This is a genomic window from Kitasatospora sp. NPDC052896 (genome assembly GCF_044547075.1).
In the GTDB taxonomy this organism is placed as follows: domain Bacteria; phylum Actinomycetota; class Actinomycetes; order Streptomycetales; family Streptomycetaceae; genus Kitasatospora.
The window spans coordinates 43,872-63,164 of the sequence record NZ_JBITZU010000030.1; the positions used below are offsets into that span (position 1 = coordinate 43,872).

At 75.0% G+C, this 19,293-nt stretch carries 8 protein-coding genes; all 8 read right to left on the reverse strand.

What is annotated here, in order from left to right; all coding sequences use genetic code 11:
- Positions 1-102: 102 nt before the first annotated feature.
- The 8 genes from ACIGXM_RS33510 to ACIGXM_RS33545 all read right to left on the reverse strand — a co-directional run bounded on the left by ACIGXM_RS33510 (position 103) and on the right by ACIGXM_RS33545 (position 19,234).
- Positions 103-1,035 carry an ornithine carbamoyltransferase gene (locus ACIGXM_RS33510; RefSeq protein ID WP_396567651.1) on the reverse strand — a complete coding sequence of 311 codons (933 nt, stop codon included), beginning with the start codon at positions 1,033-1,035 and terminating at the stop codon, positions 103-105.
- Positions 1,036-1,083: 48 nt separating this feature from the next.
- Positions 1,084-2,358, reverse strand: coding sequence for a diaminobutyrate--2-oxoglutarate transaminase (locus tag ACIGXM_RS33515; RefSeq protein WP_396567653.1), 1,275 nt, complete (start codon positions 2,356-2,358; stop codon positions 1,084-1,086).
- A 278-nt stretch (positions 2,359-2,636) separates the two neighbouring features.
- On the reverse strand, positions 2,637-3,305 hold the full coding sequence (locus ACIGXM_RS33520; protein ID WP_396567655.1) for a LuxR C-terminal-related transcriptional regulator: 669 nt from the start codon (positions 3,303-3,305) through the stop codon (positions 2,637-2,639).
- Positions 3,302-3,973 carry a response regulator transcription factor gene (locus tag ACIGXM_RS33525; protein ID WP_396567657.1) on the reverse strand — a complete coding sequence of 224 codons (672 nt, stop codon included), beginning with the start codon at positions 3,971-3,973 and terminating at the stop codon, positions 3,302-3,304. The genes ACIGXM_RS33520 and ACIGXM_RS33525 overlap by 4 nt, the downstream gene beginning before the upstream one ends.
- Before the next feature lie 311 nt (positions 3,974-4,284).
- The gene (locus ACIGXM_RS33530; protein ID WP_396567659.1) at positions 4,285-4,470 is read right to left on the reverse strand and encodes a hypothetical protein; all 186 of its coding nucleotides are present in this window, start codon (positions 4,468-4,470) and stop codon (positions 4,285-4,287) included.
- 193 nt (positions 4,471-4,663) lie between these two features.
- The gene (locus ACIGXM_RS33535) at positions 4,664-11,866 is read right to left on the reverse strand and encodes an amino acid adenylation domain-containing protein (protein WP_396567661.1); all 7,203 of its coding nucleotides are present in this window, start codon (positions 11,864-11,866) and stop codon (positions 4,664-4,666) included.
- Positions 11,866-18,297 carry an amino acid adenylation domain-containing protein gene (locus tag ACIGXM_RS33540; RefSeq protein WP_396567663.1) on the reverse strand — a complete coding sequence of 2,144 codons (6,432 nt, stop codon included), beginning with the start codon at positions 18,295-18,297 and terminating at the stop codon, positions 11,866-11,868. The genes ACIGXM_RS33535 and ACIGXM_RS33540 overlap by 1 nt, the downstream gene beginning before the upstream one ends.
- Positions 18,284-19,234 (reverse strand): TauD/TfdA family dioxygenase, encoded by a 951-nt coding sequence (locus ACIGXM_RS33545; RefSeq protein WP_396567690.1) that lies wholly within the window; start codon positions 19,232-19,234, stop codon positions 18,284-18,286. The genes ACIGXM_RS33540 and ACIGXM_RS33545 overlap by 14 nt, the downstream gene beginning before the upstream one ends.
- Between the last annotated feature and the right edge of the window lie 59 nt (positions 19,235-19,293).

Sequence of the window (19,293 nt, forward strand, 5' to 3'; positions counted from 1 at the left end):
CACACGCCCGGCACCGCGGGACGGCCACCACCGGAACCGGCGGCACCCACCGTCACCCCACGTGGCACGGGCCGGCGTCACCGGCGTCGGGGCCAATCGGGGCTAGCGGCGCCCGGCGGCCCACTCCAGGACGGCACGCGCGCTGTGGTACTTGTTCTCCGCCTGCTCGAAGGCGATGCTGGCGGGCCCGTCGAGCACCTCGGCGGTGACCTCCTCCCCGCGGTGGGCGGGCAGGTCGTGCATGAACAGCGCCCCCGGGCAGCGCGCCATGAGGGCCGCATCCACCTGGAAGGGGGCGAACACCTCGCGCCAGTCGGCGGTCGGCTTCACGGTGCCGGTGGTCTGCCAGCGCGTGGTATAGACCACGTCCACGGGCGGCAGGTCCACCAGGTCGTGCCGCTCCTCGATCCGGGCTCCGGTGCGCCCGGCGCTGAGCCGGGCCCGCTGCAGGATGTCGGGGGCGAGGCCGTAGCCGGGCGGGGTGCGCAGGCTGAGCACGGTGCCGGCGAAGCGGGCGAGCGCGAGGGCGAGCGCGGCAGCGGTGTTGTTGCCCTCACCGACGTAGAGCACCCGCAGTCCCTCGATCCGGCCGAACCGCCGGGCCAGTGTGGTCAGATCGGCCAGCGCCTGGGTCGGGTGCTCGGCCGCGCTCATCGCGTTGACCACGGCCATCCGCGGATGGCGGGCGAGGGCGCGCAGTTCGGCCTCGCTCCCCGCGGTGCGGGCCACCAGGACGTCCAGCATCCCGGAGAGCACCGCGGCGGTGTCCTCGACCGTCTCGCCGGTGTTCTCCTGGAGGTCGCCGGGCCCGTAGGTGATCAGCCGGGCGCCGAGCCGCAGCGCTCCCGCCGAGAAGGCGGTACGGGTACGGGTGGAGGTCTTGCGGAACAGTACACCGATCACCTCCTCCTCCAGCGGGAGCTCTCCGTCGAGGCGGCCCGCGGCGTACTCCTCGCCGCGGCGCACGATCCGCCGCAGCTCCTCGTCGTCGAGGTCGTCGATCGAGATCAGGTCACGGCGGGTCGGGTCGGCCACCGTCTCCTCCTGAAGTCCGTCGGTGGTTCCGGTCGTCGTGGCCACGCCTCAGCCCGCCAGGAGCGCGTCGTGCAGGATGCCGAGCCCGCGCTCCAGCACCTCGGCGTCGATCGTCAGCGGCGGCAGGACCTTGACGACCTCGTCGTCACGCCCGCACAGCTCGATCACCAGCCCGTGTTCGAAGGCGTACTTCTGGACCCGCTCGGCCCGCCCGGGGCCGCCCGCCCGGCCGAGGTCGACGCCCAGGGCCATGCCGCGACCGCGTACCACGATGTCCGGGTCGACCGCCTGAGCCGTGGCGCGGAAGCCGGCCAGCTGCTGGGCGGCGGCGGCACGCGCGGCGTGGAAGCCGTCCTGCCGCCACAGCCCCAGCGCGGCGGTGGCGGCGACGAAGGCGAGCTGGTTGCCGCGGAAGGTGCCGGTGTGCTCGCCGGGCTCCCAGACGTCGAGGTCGCGGCGGATCAGGGCCAGCGAGAGCGGAAACCCGTAGCCGCTGATGGACTTGGAGACGGTCACCAGGTCCGGGACGACGCCCGAGGGTTCGAAGCCGAAGAACGTGCCGGTGCGGCCGCAGCCGGTCTGGATCTCGTCCATGATCAGCAGGATGCCGTGCCGTTCGGTCATGGCCCGCAGTTCGCGCAGCCAGCCGAAGGAGGCGGGGTAGACGCCGCCCTCCATCTGGACCGGTTCGAGGATCACCGCGGCCGGCAGGGACACCCCGGAGGAGCGGTCCACCAGTAGACGCTCGATCAGTCCCAGTGAGTCGAACGGGCCGAGCGGGCCGTCCTCGTACGGGACGAAGGTGACGTCGGCGCCGCCGACCTGGCCGGCCCGCCGGGCCCGCCGGCTGCCGGTCACCTCCAGCGAGCCCTTGGACATGCCGTGGTAGCCGCCGGTGAAGGCGATCACACCGCTGCGCCCGGTCGCCCGGCGGGCGATCTTCAGGGCCGCCTCCACCGCGTCGGTGCCGGTCGGCCCGCAGAACTGCACCTTGTGGTCCAGCCCGCACGGGCGCAGCACGACCTCGTCGAGCGCGGACAGGAAGTCGCGCTTGGCCACGGTGTGCATGTCCAGGCCGTGCATGAGGCCGTCGGCCGCGAGGTACTCGGTGATCCGTCGCTTGACGGGCTCGGGGTTGTGCCCGTAGTTGAGGGTGCCGGCGCCGCAGAAGAAGTCGATGAACCGGCGCCCGTCCCCGGTGTACAGCTCGGCCCCCTTGGCCCGTTCGAACAGGACGGGGAACTTGCGGCAGTACAGCCGGACTTCGGACTCCAGCCGGTGGAAGACCGACAGGTCCTCCGTCGGGTGGGGAGGGCTGGTCATGGGGCACTCCAATCAGGTTGCTCGCGGGTGGGCCGGCGCCGGGCCGGCCACCGGGCGGCGCGTCTCGACGAAGCGTGCCGGCCGGCGGGTCGGGGCCGCCAGGGACGCGGCAGCAGTCGTGGGCTGCGGGTCCTGCTGCGTGTTCCTCCCTGGTCCCGGACCGCCGGCGCGGGCGATGCTGGAGCGATCGGACCGTTCGTGACGCAGGATCAGGCCGGGCGCCCCGCCCGTGCGTACGGACCACCCGGTGGCACGCCGAAGCGGGAGGGCGGGGGCGTTCAGATCAGGCCGGCTGTTACGGCGCGGGCGACCGCGTGCGCGCGGTTGCGGACCTGGAGGCGGGCCATCATGTCGTGGACCAGGTTCTTGACGGTGTGCTCGGAGCAGGACAGGCTCTGGGCGATCGCGCGGTTGCCGTGTCCCTCGGCCATCAGCGCGAGCACCACGAGCTGGCGGGCGGTCAGCGGCCACCGGCCGGGTCGGGGCTCGGCCCGCCGGCTGTCGGCCTGGCCGTTGAGGAGACGGACCAGCACCTCGTACGGCACGCGGCCGTCCCCGTGACCGGCGCACCGCACGGCGGCGGCCAGCTGCGACGCGCTCGCCCGGTTGGAGGACAGCATCACCCGCACGCCCAGCCCCACCGCGTGCCGCACCTCGCCGGGAGTGAAGGCGTCCGCTACCACCACCATCCGCCGTCCGTCCGCGGGGGCCTCGGGCAGGGCGGTGGCGACCGCCTCGCCGACCGTGCCCGCCGCGGCCAGCACGACCGTGCCCGCCCCGGGCACGTGCTCGCCCACCAGCGTGATCCCGGCGCGGGCCAGGCGGGCCGCCAGGCTCTCGCGCACCGCCGCGTCACGCGCGCTGACGCGCACCCGCAACCGCTCATCCCCCAACACCGGCCGCTCCGCGTCCGCCACCAGCGGCTCCAGCACTGCCGCGGTGCTCACAGCAGCCCGGCCCGCAGCGCGTACGCCACCGCGTGCGCGCGGTTGCGCAGGCGGAAGCGGTGGGTCACATCGTGCAGGACGCTGGTGACCGTCCGGGTGGAGTAGCACAGCTCACGGGCGATCTCGTGGGTGTCACACCCGTCGGCGACCAACCGCAGCACCGCCCGCTCCCGCTCGTTGAGCACGGCCCCCGCCAGCCCGGGCCGGTTCGGCGCCGCACCCGACTCGCCGATGCCCTGCTCCAGCAGGTCCGCCAGCAGGTCCGGCGGCACCGTGCAGTCGCCCCCCGCCGCCGCCAGCACCGTGTGCGCCAGGCTGGTCGCGCTCGCCTCGTGACGCCGGAGCAGCCCCCGCGCCCCGGCCGCGATCGCGTGCAACACCTCGCTCGCGGCCAGATCGGTCGCCACCAGCACCACGTCAGGACGGTGCACCGCGGCACGGGTGCGCCGGATCGCGTCCAGCACCTCGTCGGTCACCCGGTCCACGATCAGGACCGTCACGTCCGCCTGCTCCCCGGGCACCACGACCGCCACCTCCGGGCAGCAGCGCAGCGCACTGGTCGCACCCGCCTCCAGCAGTGGATCGAGGGCGACCACGCTGACCCGCCTGGGCACGCCGAGCGGATCCGCCAGGAACGGGCCCGGACGCTCCAGGGTGCATATCTCCATCAGAGTCTCCTTGTTGTCGACATGTCCTCACGCCATCCGGCGACTTCGCGCGCGGAGCGGTCGCGGGAGCCCACCGGGAGTTCCCCGAGCCGTGCCGGCCTGGTACCGAGCGCCGCTGACGGCACGTGCTCGGGCCCCGCCGCTCCAGCGGCTCGCACCGCCCGACCGACCGGGGGAAGACGGCCGGTCAGGAAGCCGGCGCGCCCGGCGGCGGAAGCGGGACGGTCTCGGCCAGGTACCCGGATCCTCCCGGAACAGCGGTGCCCGACGGACGGGTGCGGGGCCGGTCAGCCCCACGGGAAGCCGGACGGCTACCGGCCCTGGGACGACCGGTCGCCGCCGCGTTCGGGGTTGCCCCGGCACCAGGAGGTGTCCTCCGTGAGCACCGTCCGGTCCTGGACGCCCCGGGGGCGCGGCGCCGCTCGGACGATGTCCGGCAGGAACCCGGCGTCCTGGTCGATGAGCTGGGTGGCCGCCGTGCCCGCACCGTCCGTCATCCGCGTGCCTTTCGTGATGGCTCCGGCGGTCGGCCCGGTGATCCGACCGCGGAGCCATTCTGGCGGCGGGCGAAGAGCGGGACATGGGGGTGCGGCACCCATCTTTCTGGGCGGGGGCGTGGCGCCGCGCCTTCCTCACCACGCCCCGCACCCCGCCGTCGCACACCGACGGGTGGGCGGGGCCCGGCACACCTCACGTCCCGTCCGCGCCGGAGATCACCCCCTCCACCACCGCGGCCAGCGTGGCCACGTGCGGCGGCTTCATCACGCCGAAGTGGTCCCCGGGCACCCGGTGCACCGTGACACCCCCGGTGGCCAGTTCGCGCCAGCGGTCCAGGTACTCCTCGAAGGCCTGACCGTACGCCACCTCGTGCTCGCCCTGCGCCAGTTCGTCGCTGACCACCAGGTGCAGCCGGCCCGGGTAGGCGCGGTGGCGGTAGGCCAGGTCCATCTCCATCACCTCGCGCCACACCCGCGCCGCGCGCGGCCACTCGCTGCCCACGCCCCGCTCGGGCAGCGTGATCCCGGTCTCCTCGTCCACGTCGTCCACCAGGTGGTCCAGCAGTTCCAGGATCTCCCGCCGCCGGTCCGGGGTGTCCGCCGCGGCGCCCTGCTCGGCGATCTCGGCCACCAGCTGCTCCAGTCGGCGGATCTTGCCCAGCTCGCGCCAGGACTCGGCCCGCTGGTGCATGTCCACCCCGGGGTCGAGCAGCAGGAAGGTCACCTGCTCGCCCGCGGCCGTCAACCGGTTCGCCAGCTCGGTGGCGATGCCGCTGCCGCCGCACCAGCTGAACAGCAGGTACGGACCGCTGGGCTGGGCCTCGCGCAGTTCGGCGAGGTAGCGCTCGGCCATCTCCTCCGCGCTGGGCGCGGTCGGCGCGGTGTGCGGGCCCGGCCACTCGAACGCGGCGACCGGTCGGTCCACCGCCAGGTGCGGGGCCAGCCGCAGGTACCAGTGCGCGCTGCCGCCGCCCGGGTGCACGCAGAACAGCGGGGTGCGGCTGCCCTCCCGGCGCAGCCAGAGCAGCGTGGACCGGTGCTCCGGACCCACCGCCGTCAGGCTCGCCGCCAGCGCGGCCACCGTGCGGTGCTCGAGGAACGAGCCGAACCGCAGCTCGATGCCGTGCCGGGCGCGCAGCGTGGCGACGATCCGCATCATGGCCAGCGAGTGTCCGCCCAGCTCGAAGAAGTCGTCCTGGGCCCCGACCCGGGTCACCTCCAGTGCCTCGGCCCAGGCCTCGGCCAGGGCGCGTTCCAGCTCCCCGCTGGGCGCGGTGTAGGCCGAGGCCAACTGCGGCCGGTCGCCGTCCGGGACCGGCAGCGCGGCCCGGTCCACCTTGCCCGCCGGGGTGAGCGGGAACTGATCGACGGTCAGGAAGTGGCCGGGGATCAGCGCCTGCGGGATCCGGCCGCGCAGGTGCGCCCGCAGCTCGGCCGCGCCGACCTGCTGCCCCGGCACCGCCTTGACGTACGCCACCAGGGTGGCGGCCGCCGTGCCGGCCCGGTGCGCGGTCACCGCGGCGGCGGCCACGGCCGGGTGGCCGAGCAGCAGGTGCTCGATCTCCCCCGGCTCGACCCGCAGCCCGCGCACCTTCACCTGGTGGTCGAGCCGGCCCAGGTAGCGCAACGCGCCGTCGGCCTCGCGGCGGACCAGGTCGCCGGTCCGGTACAGCCGGGCGCCCGGGATCCGGCCGTAGGGGTCGGGGACGAACCGCTCGGCGGTCAGCGCCGGGCGGCCCAGGTAGCCCCGGGCCACCCCGGCCCCGCCGACGTACAGCTCGCCGTCGACGCCATCGGGCAGCGGCCGCTGGTCCCTGCCCAGGACGTAGCAGCGCACGCCCGCGATCGGCCGGCCGATCGACGGTGCGCGGGTCCCGTCGCCCGCCGCCACCGGGGCGACGGTGGCGCAGACCGAGGTCTCGGTCGGCCCGTAGGCGTTGATGAACGCGGTGTGCCGGGCCCAGCGCGCGGCCTGCTCGGCGGGGCATGCCTCACCGGCCGAGACGAGCACCCTCAGCTGCGGGAAGTCGGCCGGGTCCAACCGCTCCAGCAGCGAGGGCGGCAGGGTCATGTGGGTGACCAGTGGAGCCTGCCGGCGCAGGTCGCCCGGATCGGTGTCCGGGGGCGGCAGCACCAGCTCGGCCCCGTTGCCGAGCGCCATCAGCACCTCCCACACCGAGGCGTCGAAGCTGGGCGAGGCGAACTGGAGCACCCGGTCGCCGGGCGCCACCCGCAGCGGGGCCAGCTGTGCCTGACGCAGGTTCAGCGCGCCGCGGTGCGGGACGCCGACGCCCTTGGGCAGACCGGTGGAGCCGGAGGTGTAGATCACGTAGGCCAGCTGGTCCGGATGGATCGGGACCGTCGGCGCCCGTTCGGGCAGCGCGCGGTAGGCCGGCTCGTCCAGCACCTCGACGTGCCCGGCGAGGTGCGCCGGGAGCCGGTCGGCGAGCTCGGGCGTGCTGAGCACCACCGCGGCCCGCGCGTCCTCGAGCATGTGGCGCAGCCGGTCGGCCGGGTAGGCCGGGTCCAGCGGCAGGAAGGCCCCGCCGGCCCGCAGCACGGCCAGCAGCGCCACGAACAGCTCCGGGGTGCGCGGCAGGTGCAGACCGACCACCCGGTCCGCCCCGACGCCCAGCGAGCGCAGCCGGTGGGCGAGCCGGTTGGCGCGCGCGTCCAGCTCGGCGTAGCCGACCGTCCGCTCGCCGCAGCGCAGCGCCACCGCACCGGGCGTGGCCCGGGCCGCGGCGGCCACCAGGTCCGGCACCGGGAGGTCCGCGGGCGGCGGCGGCGCGGAGTCGTTGCCGGCCCGCACCGCGGCGGCCAGGTCGGCCGGCGGCAGGGTCAGCCCCGCCGCGTCGCCGTCCGGGTCGGCCGCCATCGCCTCCAACACGTGCCGGTAGCAGCGGGCCAGCAGTTCCAGCTGCCGGCGTCCGACCCGCTCGGGCCGGGCACCCAGGCGCAGCACCCCGGGGAAGGTCCACACCTCCAGGGCCAGTTCGCTCGGGCTGAAGTCGTCCACCATGCCGACCTCGCCGGACTCCCAGTCCAGCACGTGGAAGTCCAGGTACCCGAAGGCCACCTCGATCAGCGGCTCGGCACCGCCCCACTCGCGCTGCATGGCCGGCATCGGGTAGCGGCGGTGCGGCCACAGCTCGGCCTCGCCGGCGAAGACCTCGGCGACCAGGGCACGCCAGGTCGGTGCGGACAGGTCGGCCGGGAACGGCACGGTGTTCAGGTACAGCCCCAGCACCTCGTCGCCGCGGGCCAGTTCCGGCCGGCCGTTGCAGACCAACCCGTCGAAGAACCGCCGGCGGCCGGTGACCACGCCCAGCGCCTTGAGGTGGGCGGCGTGCAGCACGCTCTTGAGCGAACCGCCGGCCGCCGCGGCGAGCCGGCGCAGGCCCGGCAGCAGGTCCTGGTACGGCACGTCGAGGATGACGGCCTTCTCGTCCGCGGCCTCGCCGGCCCACCCGACGGGCAGTTCGAACCGCTCCCGCCCGGTGATCGTTCCGGCCCAGAACGCGCGGTCCGCGGGCGAGTCGAGCGCCCTGCGCTCCAGCGCGACGAAGTCCGCGAAGCGCGCCGGGGGCGGCGGCGGGAGCTGCGGGGTGTGGCCCCGCCGGAGCGTGCGGTACAGCGCGAGCAGCTCGGCCACGGCCGAGGTGTGGCTCCAGCCGTCCAGGATCGCGTGGCACTCGGTGTGGGTCAGCAGCCACTCCTGATCGCTGATCAGATGGACGTGGTAGCGCAGCAGCGGGGGGCGCGCCAGGTCGAACCGCCGACGCCGTTCGGCCAGCAGGAACCCGTCCAGCACGGCCTCCCGGTCGGCCTCGGGCAGGGCGCGCAGGTCGTCCAGACCGACCGGGAGCTCGGCCTCGGCGTGCACCAGCTGCAGCGTCTCGGTGAACCCGGACAGGTCGAAGGAGGTGCGCAGGATCTCGTGGCGGCGGGTCAGCAGCCGGGCCGCGGCACGCAACGTGGCGAGCTCGAACGGGAGCTCGTCGCGGACCCGGTAGCAGGACACGTTGTGGTAGACCGCCTTGTCGGCGGCGGCCAGCAGCTCGTAGACCATCCCGGCCTGGGTCTGCGCCATCGGGTAGGCGTCCACCAGGCCGGCCGGCAGCCGCCGCCGGTCCTCCTCGGTGAGCTGCGCGAACGGGGCCACCGGTGTGCCCTCCGCCGAGCGGGCGCCGGGTGCGGTACGCACCAGGGCGGCCAGCTCGGCGACCCGCTGCCGGGTGAAGAGGTCGTGCACGGCCAGCTCGATACCCTGCTCGCGCAGCGCGCCGACCGCCCGGATGGCACGCATCGAGTCGCCGCCGAGCTGGAAGAAGCTGTCCCGGACGCCCACCTTGTCCAGGCCGAGCGCCTCGGCGAAGGCCTCCGCCAGGGTCTGCTCCAGCGCGTCGCGGGGAGCGAGGTACTCCCCGCCCAGCTCCGCCCGGCTGGTCCCCGGCTCCGGCAGGGCCCGGCGGTCCACCTTGCCGCTGGGCGTCAGCGGCAGCGCGTCCAGCAGCGTCCAGTGCACCGGGACCAGGTGGGCGGGCAGCCGGCGGCGCAGCTGCTCCCCGGCCCGCTCGGGGTCGGCGGTGGCGGGGGCCAGGTGGGCGACCAACTGCTGTCGGTGCACGGTGACCGCGGCCGCCGCGACGCCGGGCACCTCGATCAACGCCGCCTCGATCTCGCCCAGTTCGACCCGCTGGCCGCGGATCTTCACCTGGTGGTCGAGCCGGCCCAGGTACTCGATGGTGCCGTCCGGCCGCCAGCGGGCCAGGTCGCCGGTGCGGTAGAGCCGGTCACCACCGGGTCCGGCGGCGAACGGGGACGGGACGAACCGGTCCGCGGTCAGGCCCGGCCGGTTCAGGTAGCCGCGGGCCAGCTGGACGCCGCCCAGCAGCAGTTCGCCGGGCACCCCGACCGGGACCGGGCGCAGCTCGCGGTCCACCAGGTAGGTGCGGGTGTTGGCGATCGGACGGCCGATGGTGACCGGTCGGCCCGGCTCGCAGCGGATCGCGGTGACGTCCACCGCGGCCTCGGTGGGCCCGTACAGGTTGTGCAGGTCGCAGTCGAGCCGCGCGTGCACCTGTTCCACCAGGTCCGCCGTCAGCGCCTCGCCGCTGCAGAGCATCCGGCGCAGCGACGGCAGCACGGGCAGCGGGTGGGCCAGGAAGGCGCGCAGCATCGACGGCACGAAGTGCACCGTGCTGACCCGTTCGGCGGCGATCACCCGGGCGATCTCGGCCGGGTCGCGGTGCCCGCCGGGACGCAGCAGGACCAGCGCGGCGCCGGTGGTCAGCGGCCAGAAGAACTCCCAGGCCGAGACGTCGAAGCTGTACGGCGTCTTCTGCAGCACCCGGTCCTCGGCCGTCAGACCGTAGGCCTGCTGCATCCAGTGCAGCCGGTTGACGATCGCCCGGTGCTCGACCAGCACCCCCTTGGGGGTGCCGGTGGAGCCCGAGGTGTAGATCAGGTACGCCGGGTGGTCCGGGCCGGCCGCCGGTGCGGTGGCCCGCGGCGGCGGGTCCTCCGTCCCGCCGAGCAGCACCGGCTCGGCGGCCTGGCCGGCCAGCGGCGGCGCGAGCTCGGCGTCGGTGATGACGAGGCGGGCGCCGGAGTCCGCCAGCATCAACGCCAGCCGCCGCGCCGGGTACTCCGGGTCCAGTGGCAGGTAGGCGCCGCCCGCCTTGACCACGCCGAGCAGGGCGACCACCAGGTCCGGGCCGCGGTGCAGGCAGACCCCGACCACCGACTCGGGCCCGACGCCGCGGGCGCGCAGCCGCCGGGCGAGGTGCTCGGCCCGGGCGTCCAGTTCGGCGTAGCTCAGCACGGCGCCCTCGAAGACCGCGGCGACCGCGTCCGGGGTGCGGGCCGCCTGGGCCTCGAACAGACTCGCCAGGGTGCCGGTGGGGTACGGCCGAGCGGTGTCGTTCCACTCGCTCAGCACCAGGTCCAGCTCACGCTCGGGGAGGATCTCGAGCTCGTCGATCGGCAGCTCGGGGGCTTCGACGGCACTCTCCAGCAGCCGCACCAGCTGGGCGGCGAACCGCTCGGCGGTGCTCCGGTCGAAGAGCGCCGAGGCATAGGTCACCCCGCCGGCCAGCGAGCCGTCGGGCTGCTCGGCCACCCCCACGGTCAGCTCGACCTTGGCCGAGCCCTCGCCCACCGGCAGCGGTTCGACCAGCAGGCCACCGGCGGCTCGCGGAGCGTCGCCGGCCGAGCCGTCCTCCCAGAGCACCATGGTGGCGAAGAGCGGGTTGCGGGAGGGATCGCGTTCCGGCACCAGGGCGTCCACCAGCTGTTCGAACGGCAGGTCCTGGTGGGCGTAGGCCTCCAGCGCGCCCTCCCGCACCCGGCGGATCACCTCGGCGAAGGACGGCGCCCCGGACAGGTCGGTGCGCAGCACCAGCGTGTTGAGGAAGAGGCCGACCAGCTCCTGCGCCTCGGGTCGGTCCCGACCGGCCACCGGGGTGCCGACCGCGATGTCGCGCTGCCCGCTCCACCGCCCGAGCAGCACCGTGTGTGCGGCGAGCAGCGCCATGAACGAGGTGGCGCCCTGGGCGCGGGCCAGCTCGGCCAGCCGCCGGGCCACGGCGGCCGGCACGGTCAGCGGCACCTGGTCGCCGGCCGTGTCGCGCACGGTCGGCCGTGGCCGGTCGGTGGGCAGCTCCAGCGGGGCCAGGCCCGCCAGGCGCTGCTGCCAGTACCCCAGCTGGTTCTCCAGCAGCTCACCGGCGAGCCGCTCGCGCTGCCAGAGCGCGTAGTCCGCGTACTGCGGTCCGGTCTCGGGCACCGCCGCCGGGCGGCCGGCCACCGCGTCCTCGTAACTGCGCGTCAGCTGACGCAGCAGGAGCTGCTCGGACCAGCCGTCGGAGGCGATGTGGTGCACCGTCAGCAGCAGCGCGTGCTCCCGGTCGGCCAGCCTGACCAGGGTGGCCGAACAGACCGGGCCCCGGGCCAGGTCGACCGGCGTGCGGTCCCAGGTGGCCAGCGCGGCCAGCCGGGCCTCGGCACCCGCCCGGTCCGGTCCGCTCAGGTCGAGCTCGACCAGCGGCACCGGAGCGGGCTCCTCGATCAGCTGCACCGGCTCGCCGGCCACCACCGGGTAGCGGGTGCGCAGTACCTCGTGCCGGGCCACCAGGGCGTCCAGCGCGGTGCGCAGCGCCGCGCGGTCCAGCTCGCCGGTCAGTCGCAGCGCGGCGGTCATCAGGTACTCGGTGCCGCCGGGCTGCAGTTGGTCGAGGATCCACAGCCGGCGCTGGGCGAAGGAGAGCGGCAGCGGGCCGCCGCGCGGCGCCCGGCGGACGCCGTCCTCGCGCGGGGCGGCGGGCACCGCCCCGCTCAGCCGCCGGCGCAGCAGCTCCTGGCGCAGGGCGGCGCGGTCAACGGTCTCGGTCATCACCGGACCCCCTTCTGGGCGAGGAGGGCCTCGACCTCGTCATCGGTCAGCCGGGCCACCTCGGCCGCGACCTCGGTGGACACCGCGTCGGCGAGCTCCGCCACGGTGGTCGCCTCGAACAGCAGGCGCAGCGGGAGGTCGATCCCGAAGGCCCCCCGGATTCGGGCCAGCACCCGGGTGGCCAGCAGCGAGTGGCCGCCCAGGGCGAAGAAGTCGTCCAGCACGCCGACCCGGTCGACCCCGAGCACCTCGCACCAGAAGCCGGCCACCGCCTCCTCGACCGGGTCGCGCGGCGCCAGGTGCTGCCGCCGCTCGGCCGGCTGGGCCAGGGCCGGTAGTGCCCTGCGGTCCACCTTGCCGCTCGGGGTCAGCGGGAGGGTGTCCAGCACCGCCCACTGCGCGGGGATCATGTACTCCGGCAGCAGATCGCGCAGGTGCGCCCGCAGCTGCGCGAGCCCCGGTGCCGGGTGGTGCGGCCGGGCCACCAGGTAGCCGGCCAGCAGGCTCTCGCCGGGGGCCGTGCGGTGCGCCAGCACGGCCGCCTCCTGCACGTCGGGGTGGCGCAGCAGCGCGGCCTCGATCTCGCCCAGCTCGATCCGCAGCCCGCGCAGCTTGACCTGCTGGTCCAGCCGCCCGAGGAACTCCAGCACGCCGTCGGCCCGCCGGCGCACCAGGTCGCCGGTCAGGTAGAGCCGGCCGCCCGGCTCCGCGCCGAAGGGGTCGGGCACGAAGCGCTCGGCGGTCAGCCCGGGCCTGCGGTGGTAGCCGCGGGCCAGCCGGGTGCCGCCCAGGCAGAGCTGGCCCGGCACCCCGGCCGGGACCGGCCGCAGGTCGGCGTCCAGCACGTACGCCCGGGTGCCCGCCACCGGTCGACCCAGCGGCATGGTGGCCGTCGGCGCCTGGTCGGTGGACGCGCCGTCCACCGGGTGCAGCAGGCAGGTCACGGTGGCCTCGGTGGGCCCGTAGTTGCACAGGAAGCGACCGGGCAGGCCGAGCGCCGACCAGCGCCGGGCGTCGGCCGCGGTGACCACGTCGCTGCCGACGTTCACCAGCTTGAGCGAGGTCAGCTCGCCCACGGCCGGCGCCTCCAGCATCGCCCGGTAGTAGGACGGGGTGATCTCCATGATCGTCACCCGGTGCTCGGACAGCCGGGCCGGCAGCTCGGCCGGCGTCCAAAAGACCGGGTCGCCGACCACCACGGTGGCGCCGGCCGTCAGGGTGGCCGCGATCTGGTCCATCGCCACGTCGAAGGTGAGCGCGGAGAGCAGCACCACCCGCTCGCCCGGGGCGATCCCGTAGGCGTCGGCGATCACCCGGCAGTGGTGGGCGTAGGAGCGGTGACTGATCATCACGCCTTTGGGCCGACCGGTGGAGCCGGAGGTGTAGATGACGTAGGCGAGGTTGTCCGGCAGGGCCGCCGCCGGCCGCGGCACGGCCGACACCGGCGCGGTGTCGGTGTCGGTGTCGGTGTCCGCGACCAGCACTCGTCGGTCACCGAACCGGTCACCGAACCGGTCGGCGAACTCGGAGCTGGTGACCACCAGTTCGGCCCGCGCGTCGTCGATCATGAAGGCCAGCCGCTCGGCCGGGTGCCGCGGGTCGAACGGGACGTACACCCCGCCGGCCTTGAGCACGGCCAGCAGCACCACCACGGCCGCCGTGCCGCGCTCCAGGCAGCTCGCGACCACCGTCTCGGGACCCACGCCCAGGGCGCGCAACCGGTGCGCGAACCGGTCGACCCTGGACCCCAGTTCGGCGTAGTCGAGCTGCTCCGCACCGCAGACCAGCGCCACCGCCCGGGGTGTCCGGGCGGCCTGCCGCTCGAACAGCCGTGGGACGGTCACGTGGTGCTCGGCCGCCGGATCGAGCCGGTCGGCCGCGTGGTCGGGCCCGGGAGCCAGCAGCACCCGGCGCTCCGGCTCGGTCAGCATGGCGAGTTCCGCGATCCGGGCGCCGGGGTCGCCCGTGCAGGCGGCCAGCAGCGTCAGGTAGTGCCCGGCCATCCGTTCCACGGTCGCGCGGTCGAACAGCGCCGTGGCGTACTCGAAGCAGCACTCCAGCCGGCCGTCGGCCAGCTGGGCGACGGTCAGGGTGAGGTCGAACTTGGCCACGGCCGGGCCGGCCTCGACCAGTTCGACGGCCGCCTCGCCGAGCGCGGTCGGCAGGTCGGCGAGGTGCTGGAGCTCGAACATCACCTGGAAGAGCGGGTTCCGGGACAGGTCGCGGTCCGGCAACAGGGCGTCGACCAACTGCTCGAACGGCACGTCCTGGCGGGCGAAGGCGGCGAGGCAGGTCTCCCGGACCCGGTCCAGCAGTTCACCGACGGCCGGGTTGCCGGCCAGATCGGTGCGGAGCACCAGGGTGTTGGTGAAGAAGCCGACCAGTTCCTCGGTCTCCGGCCGGGTCCGCCCGGCAACCGGGGTGCCCACCGCGATGTCCGCGCTGGAGGTGTAGCGGCCGAGCAGCACCTGGAAGGCGGCCAGCAGGGTCATGAACAGGGTCACGCCCTGCCGGTCGGCCAGCGCCCGCAGGTCGTGGGCGAGCTGCGGGGGCAGGCCCACGTTCAGCGTGGCACCGCGGGCGTCGCGCAGCGCCGCGCGCGGCCGGTCGGTCGGCAGCTCGACCGGCGCCAGGGCGGCCAACCGGTCGCACCAGTAGTCCAGTTGCTCACGGGTCTCATCGGCCGGCTGGCGCTCGCGCTGCCAGTGCGCGAAGTCGGCGTACTGGATCACGGGGGCGGTCAGTGGAGCGGGCTCACCCGCCACCAGCGCCCGGTAGGCCTGGTCGAGGTCGCGCAGGTAGATCTCCATCGACCAAGCGTCGAAGGAAATGTGATGGAGCGTCAGGAGAAGCAGGTGGTCCTCGGGTGCGATCTTGACCACGGTCGCCCGCAGCGGGCACTCGCGCGCCAGGTCGAAGGGCACCCCGCCGGCCTGGTCGACCAGGGCCCTGGCCCGGTCGGCGGCCCCCGGCCGGTCGGACACGTCGTGCACGGTCAGGGCGACCGGGCCGGCCGGGTCCACCACCTGACGCGGGTCACCGGCACCGGGCAGGTAGCGGGTGCGCAGCACCTCGTGCTTGGCCACGGTGGCGGTCAGGGCGCCGCGCAGCGCCGCCAGGTCCAGCGGACCGCGCAACCGCAGCGCCAGTGGGATCAGGTACTCGTCGCTGCCGGGCTCCAGCTGGTCCAGGAACCACATCCGCTGCTGCCCGTAGGAGAGCGGCAGTTCGCCGCCTCGGGGCACCGGATGCAGCGCGGTGCCGTCCCGGTCGGCGACCGCGCCGTCCACCCGGGCGGCCAGCGCGGCGACCGTGCGGGTGGTGAACAGGTCGCCCACCGTCAGCTTGATCTCGAAGGCCCGGCGCAACCGCAGCGTCAGCCGGATCGCCAGCAACGAGTGACCGCCCAGCCGGAAGAAGTCCTGTTCGACGCCGACCCGCTCGACGCCGAGCACCTCGGCCATCAGCTCGGCCACCGCCCGCTCGGTCGGGGTGCGCGGGGCGGCGGCCGGTCCGAGTTCCGGCTCGGCCCGGCGCTCCGGGGACGGCAGCCGCCGGCGGTCCACCTTGCCGTTGGGGGTCAGTGGCAGCGCGTCCAGCGGTACCAGCACCGAGGGGATCATCGCCTCCGGCAGCCGGGCCGCCAGGTGCTCGCGCAGTTCCTCGGCGCTCGTCCCACTGCCCTGGGCCGGCACCAGGTGGGCGACCAGTTCGAGCTCGCCACCGGCCGGCCGGTGCGCGGTCACCACGGCGGCGGCCACCGCGGGGTGCGCGACCAGGACGGCCTCGATCTCGCCGGGCTCGACCCGCACGCCGCGCAGCTTGATCTGCTCGTCGACCCGCCCCAGGAACTCCAGCACGCCGTCCGCGCGGCGCCGGACCAGGTCCCCGGTGCGGTACCAGCGCTCACCGGGCCGAACCGCGAACGGGTCGGGGGTGAAGCGGTCGGCGGTCAGCGCGCCGCGCCCGAGGTAGCCGCGGGCCAGGCAGACTCCCCCGACCCGCAGTTCGCCGGGGACTCCGACCGGCACCAACTGGTCCTGCGCGTCCACCACGTAGCAGCGCACGCCGGGCAACGGACGACCGATCGGCACGATCTCGCCCGCCCCGCCGTCCTGGTAGCGCCAGGCGGTGGCGTCGATGGTGCACTCGGTGGGGCCGTAGGTGTTGACCACGGCGACGTCCAGCACGGAGCGGAGGCGTGCGCACAGCGCGGCGGGCAGCGGCTCACCGGCCGCGCAGACCGCGCGCAGCGAGGTGCAGTCGGCCAGCGCCGGCTCGTCCAGCAACAGCCGCAGCACCGACGGGACCAGTTGCAGCACGGTGACCCGGTGCTCGGCGACGGCCCGCAGCATCACCGCCGGATCGCGGTGCGCCTCCTCCGGGGCGCACACCACGGCGGCGCCGCTGAGCAGCGGTGACAGGAACTCCCACATCGAGGCGTCGAAGCCGATCACGGTCTTCTGCAGCACCCGCTCGCCCGGGCCGAGACCGTACTGGTCCACCGACCAGAGCGCCCGGTTGCGCAGCCCGCCGTGGGTGACCACCACGCCCTTGGGCCGCCCGGTCGAGCCGGAGGTGTACATCACGTAGGCCGCGTCGTCATCGTCCACGTGCACCGTGGTGAGCGCGGCCGCGGACGACCCGTCGATCTCCTGCCGGGCGGCCTCCACGGTCAGCGGCGCGGGGTTGGCCGGGAGCCGGTCGAGCAGGTCCTGCTGGGTGAGGACCAGTTCCACTCCGGCGTCGGCGAGTTGGAAGGCCAGCCGCTCGGTCGGGTGCTCCGACGGCAGCGGGACGTACACCCCGCCGGCCGCCAGCACCGCGAGCAGGGCCGTCACCAGGTCGGCTCCGCGCCGCATGGCCACGCCGACGGGGGTGCCGCGCCCGATCCCGCGCGAACGCAGCAGCGCGGCCAGGTCGGCGACCCGCTGGGCCAGTTCGGCGTAGTCCAGCCGCTCGGCGCCGTCCACCACGGCCACCGCGCGCGGGGTGGCCCCGACCTGGGCGAGGAACAGATCGAACAGCGACTGACCCGGCGCCCCGGCCTCGGTCCGGTTCCAGTCGGCGAGTTGGCCGAGCTCGCCCTCGGTGAGCAGGTCCAGCAGCCGCACCGGCCGCGCGGGGTCCTCCGCCACGGCCGTCAGCAGCCGCAGCAGGTGGTCGGCCATCCGCTCGATCCGGGCCCGCTCGAACAGGGCCGTCGGGTAGAGGAACCGGCCTGCCAGCGAGCCGTCCGGCTGCTCGGCCAGGTACAGCGCGAGGTCGAAGGCCGAGGCGGCGGCCGCGCTCTCGCACGGTTCGACGTCCAGACCGGGCAGCGCGAAGGGCTGCCGCTGCGCCCGGTGCAGCCCGAAGCCGACTTGGAAGAGCGGGTTGCGGGACGGGTCGCGCTCGGGTGCCAGGTCCGCGACCACCCGCTCGAAGGGGATGTCCAGGTTCTCGTGCGCGGCCAGGGTGGCCTCCCGCACCCGGGCCAGCAGTTCGGTGAAGCCGGGCCCGCCGGCCAGGTCGGTGCGCAGTACCACGGTGTTGAGGAACATGCCGATCAGCTGCTCGAGCCCCGGCTGGTCACGGCGGGCCACCGAGACGCCGACGGCCACGTCGGTGCGGTCGGCGTAGCGCCCGAGCAGCAGCTGGAAGGCGGCCAGGTGGACCATGAACGGGGTCGCTCCCACGGTCCGCCCGAGCTCGGCCAGCCGGGTGGCCAGCTCGGCCGGCACGGTGAAGCGGACCGAGTCGCCGGCCGGTTCCCACACCGGTGGCCGGCGGTGGTCGGTGGGCAGCTCCAGGGTCGCCAGGCCGGCCAGCCGCCGCTGCCAGTAGTCCTGCTGACGGAGCATCAGCTGCTCGCGGGCCGTCCAGTTGTCCCGTTCCCACCCGGCGAAGTCCGCGTACTGCACCGGCAGCTCCTCCAGCGGGTCCGCCGCGCCCGAGCTGAACGCGGCGTACAGCGCCTGGAGTTCGCCGGTCAGCACGGACCAGGACCAGTTGTCGAAGGCGATGTGGTGGACGGTGACCAGCAGGACCACGTCGTCCGGCCCCAGTTGGACCAGTACCAGCCGCCACGGCGCCTGGGTGCGCAGGTCGATCGGGGTGGCCGGCTCGGCGGCGGCGAGCTCGCGCAGCCGCCGTTCCCGCTCGTCGGCCGGGAGCGGGCCGAGGTCCACCGCGGCGGGCACCACCGGTGCCGGGTCGTCGACGAACTGGACCCCGGCGCCGTCCGCCGTGCCGTAGCGGGTGCGCAGCACCTCGTGCCGCTCGGCGATCCGGGTGAGCGCGGCGGTCAGCGCGTCGCGGTCCAGTGGGCCGCGCAGCCGGAACGCCTCGTGCAGCAGGTACTCGGTACTGGCCCCGCCGCGCAACTCGTCCAGGAACCAGAGCTGTTCCTGGGCGAAGGAGAGCGGGTAGCCGAGGTCAGCGGTCTCCATCGGTGGTCTCCCTGGATGCGGAGTCGGACTGGTCCGTGTGGGCCTCGGCCATCGCCACGGCGATCCTGCGCGGACCGGTGAAGGGCTCGCGGGCGTGCGCGGCCAGCATGTTGTCCACCAGCAGCAGGTCGTCCTGCTGCCAGTCGAACCGGCGCTGCTCGGCGCGGTAGCAGTCGCGCAGGTGGGCGACCACCTCGTCCGGGATCGGCGCGCCGTCGCCGTAGTAGGTGTTGGTCGGCAGGTCGGCCTCGTCGTACACCTCGCGCAGGCCCGCACAGATCTCCGGCGCGAGCGTGGTGACGTGGAAGAAGGTCAGGTGGTTGAACCAGACCGCCTCCCCGGTGGCCGGGTGGCGGTGCACGGCCCGGCGGCGGGCCCGGGTGCGCAGCCCGTCCGCACCGCGCCACTCGATCTCCACTCCGTTGCGCGCGCAGTAGCGGGCCACCTCCGCCCGGTCCTCGGTGGTGAACGCCTGCTGCCACGGCACGCCGAAGCCCTCGGTGAAGTTGCGCACCACCAGCCAGCCGCGGGCCTCGAACTCCGCACGGACCGCCGGGTCGATCGCGGCCAGCACCCGGCGGGTGTCGGCCAGCGGCGTGGCCCCCAGGGTGGCCGGCGGGCGGACGCAGGCGAAGAACAGCGTGAGCGGCCAACTGGCCTGGTAGGAGTTCTCGTTGTGCAGGAAGATCTCCTCGTCGGCCGGGTAGTCGGTGGAGGTGTAGACCCGCCCGCTGATGGTGCTGCGCGGCGAGGAGCGCTCGGCGTAGGCCAGCGGTTCGCCGGCCAGCGTGCGGACCGCCTGCTCGAAGCCGGCCACCCCGCCCAGGTCGAAGCCGCGCAGCAGGACCGCGCCGTGCGTGCGCAGGTGACGACGGACCAGGTCGCGGACCTCGGGCAGGGCGTCGGCCACCGGGGCGCCCGGGGTGTCGGCCGTCAGCACGAACGGGAGCGTCGCCGCGGCGGCGTCCGGCCGGGCGGGGGCGGCAGGCGGCGCCG

Excerpts from the sequence above, each read along its gene's own strand:
- ACIGXM_RS33525 (WP_396567657.1), bottom strand. The coding sequence starts at position 3,973 with ATGGAGATATGCACCCTGGAGCGTCCGGGCCCGTTCCTGGCGGATCCG.
- ACIGXM_RS33530 (WP_396567659.1), bottom strand. The coding sequence starts at position 4,470 with ATGACGGACGGTGCGGGCACGGCGGCCACCCAGCTCATCGACCAGGAC.
- ACIGXM_RS33535 (WP_396567661.1), bottom strand. The coding sequence starts at position 11,866 with ATGACCGAGACCGTTGACCGCGCCGCCCTGCGCCAGGAGCTGCTGCGC.
- ACIGXM_RS33515 (WP_396567653.1), bottom strand. The coding sequence starts at position 2,358 with ATGACCAGCCCTCCCCACCCGACGGAGGACCTGTCGGTCTTCCACCGG.
- ACIGXM_RS33540 (WP_396567663.1), bottom strand. The coding sequence starts at position 18,297 with ATGGAGACCGCTGACCTCGGCTACCCGCTCTCCTTCGCCCAGGAACAG.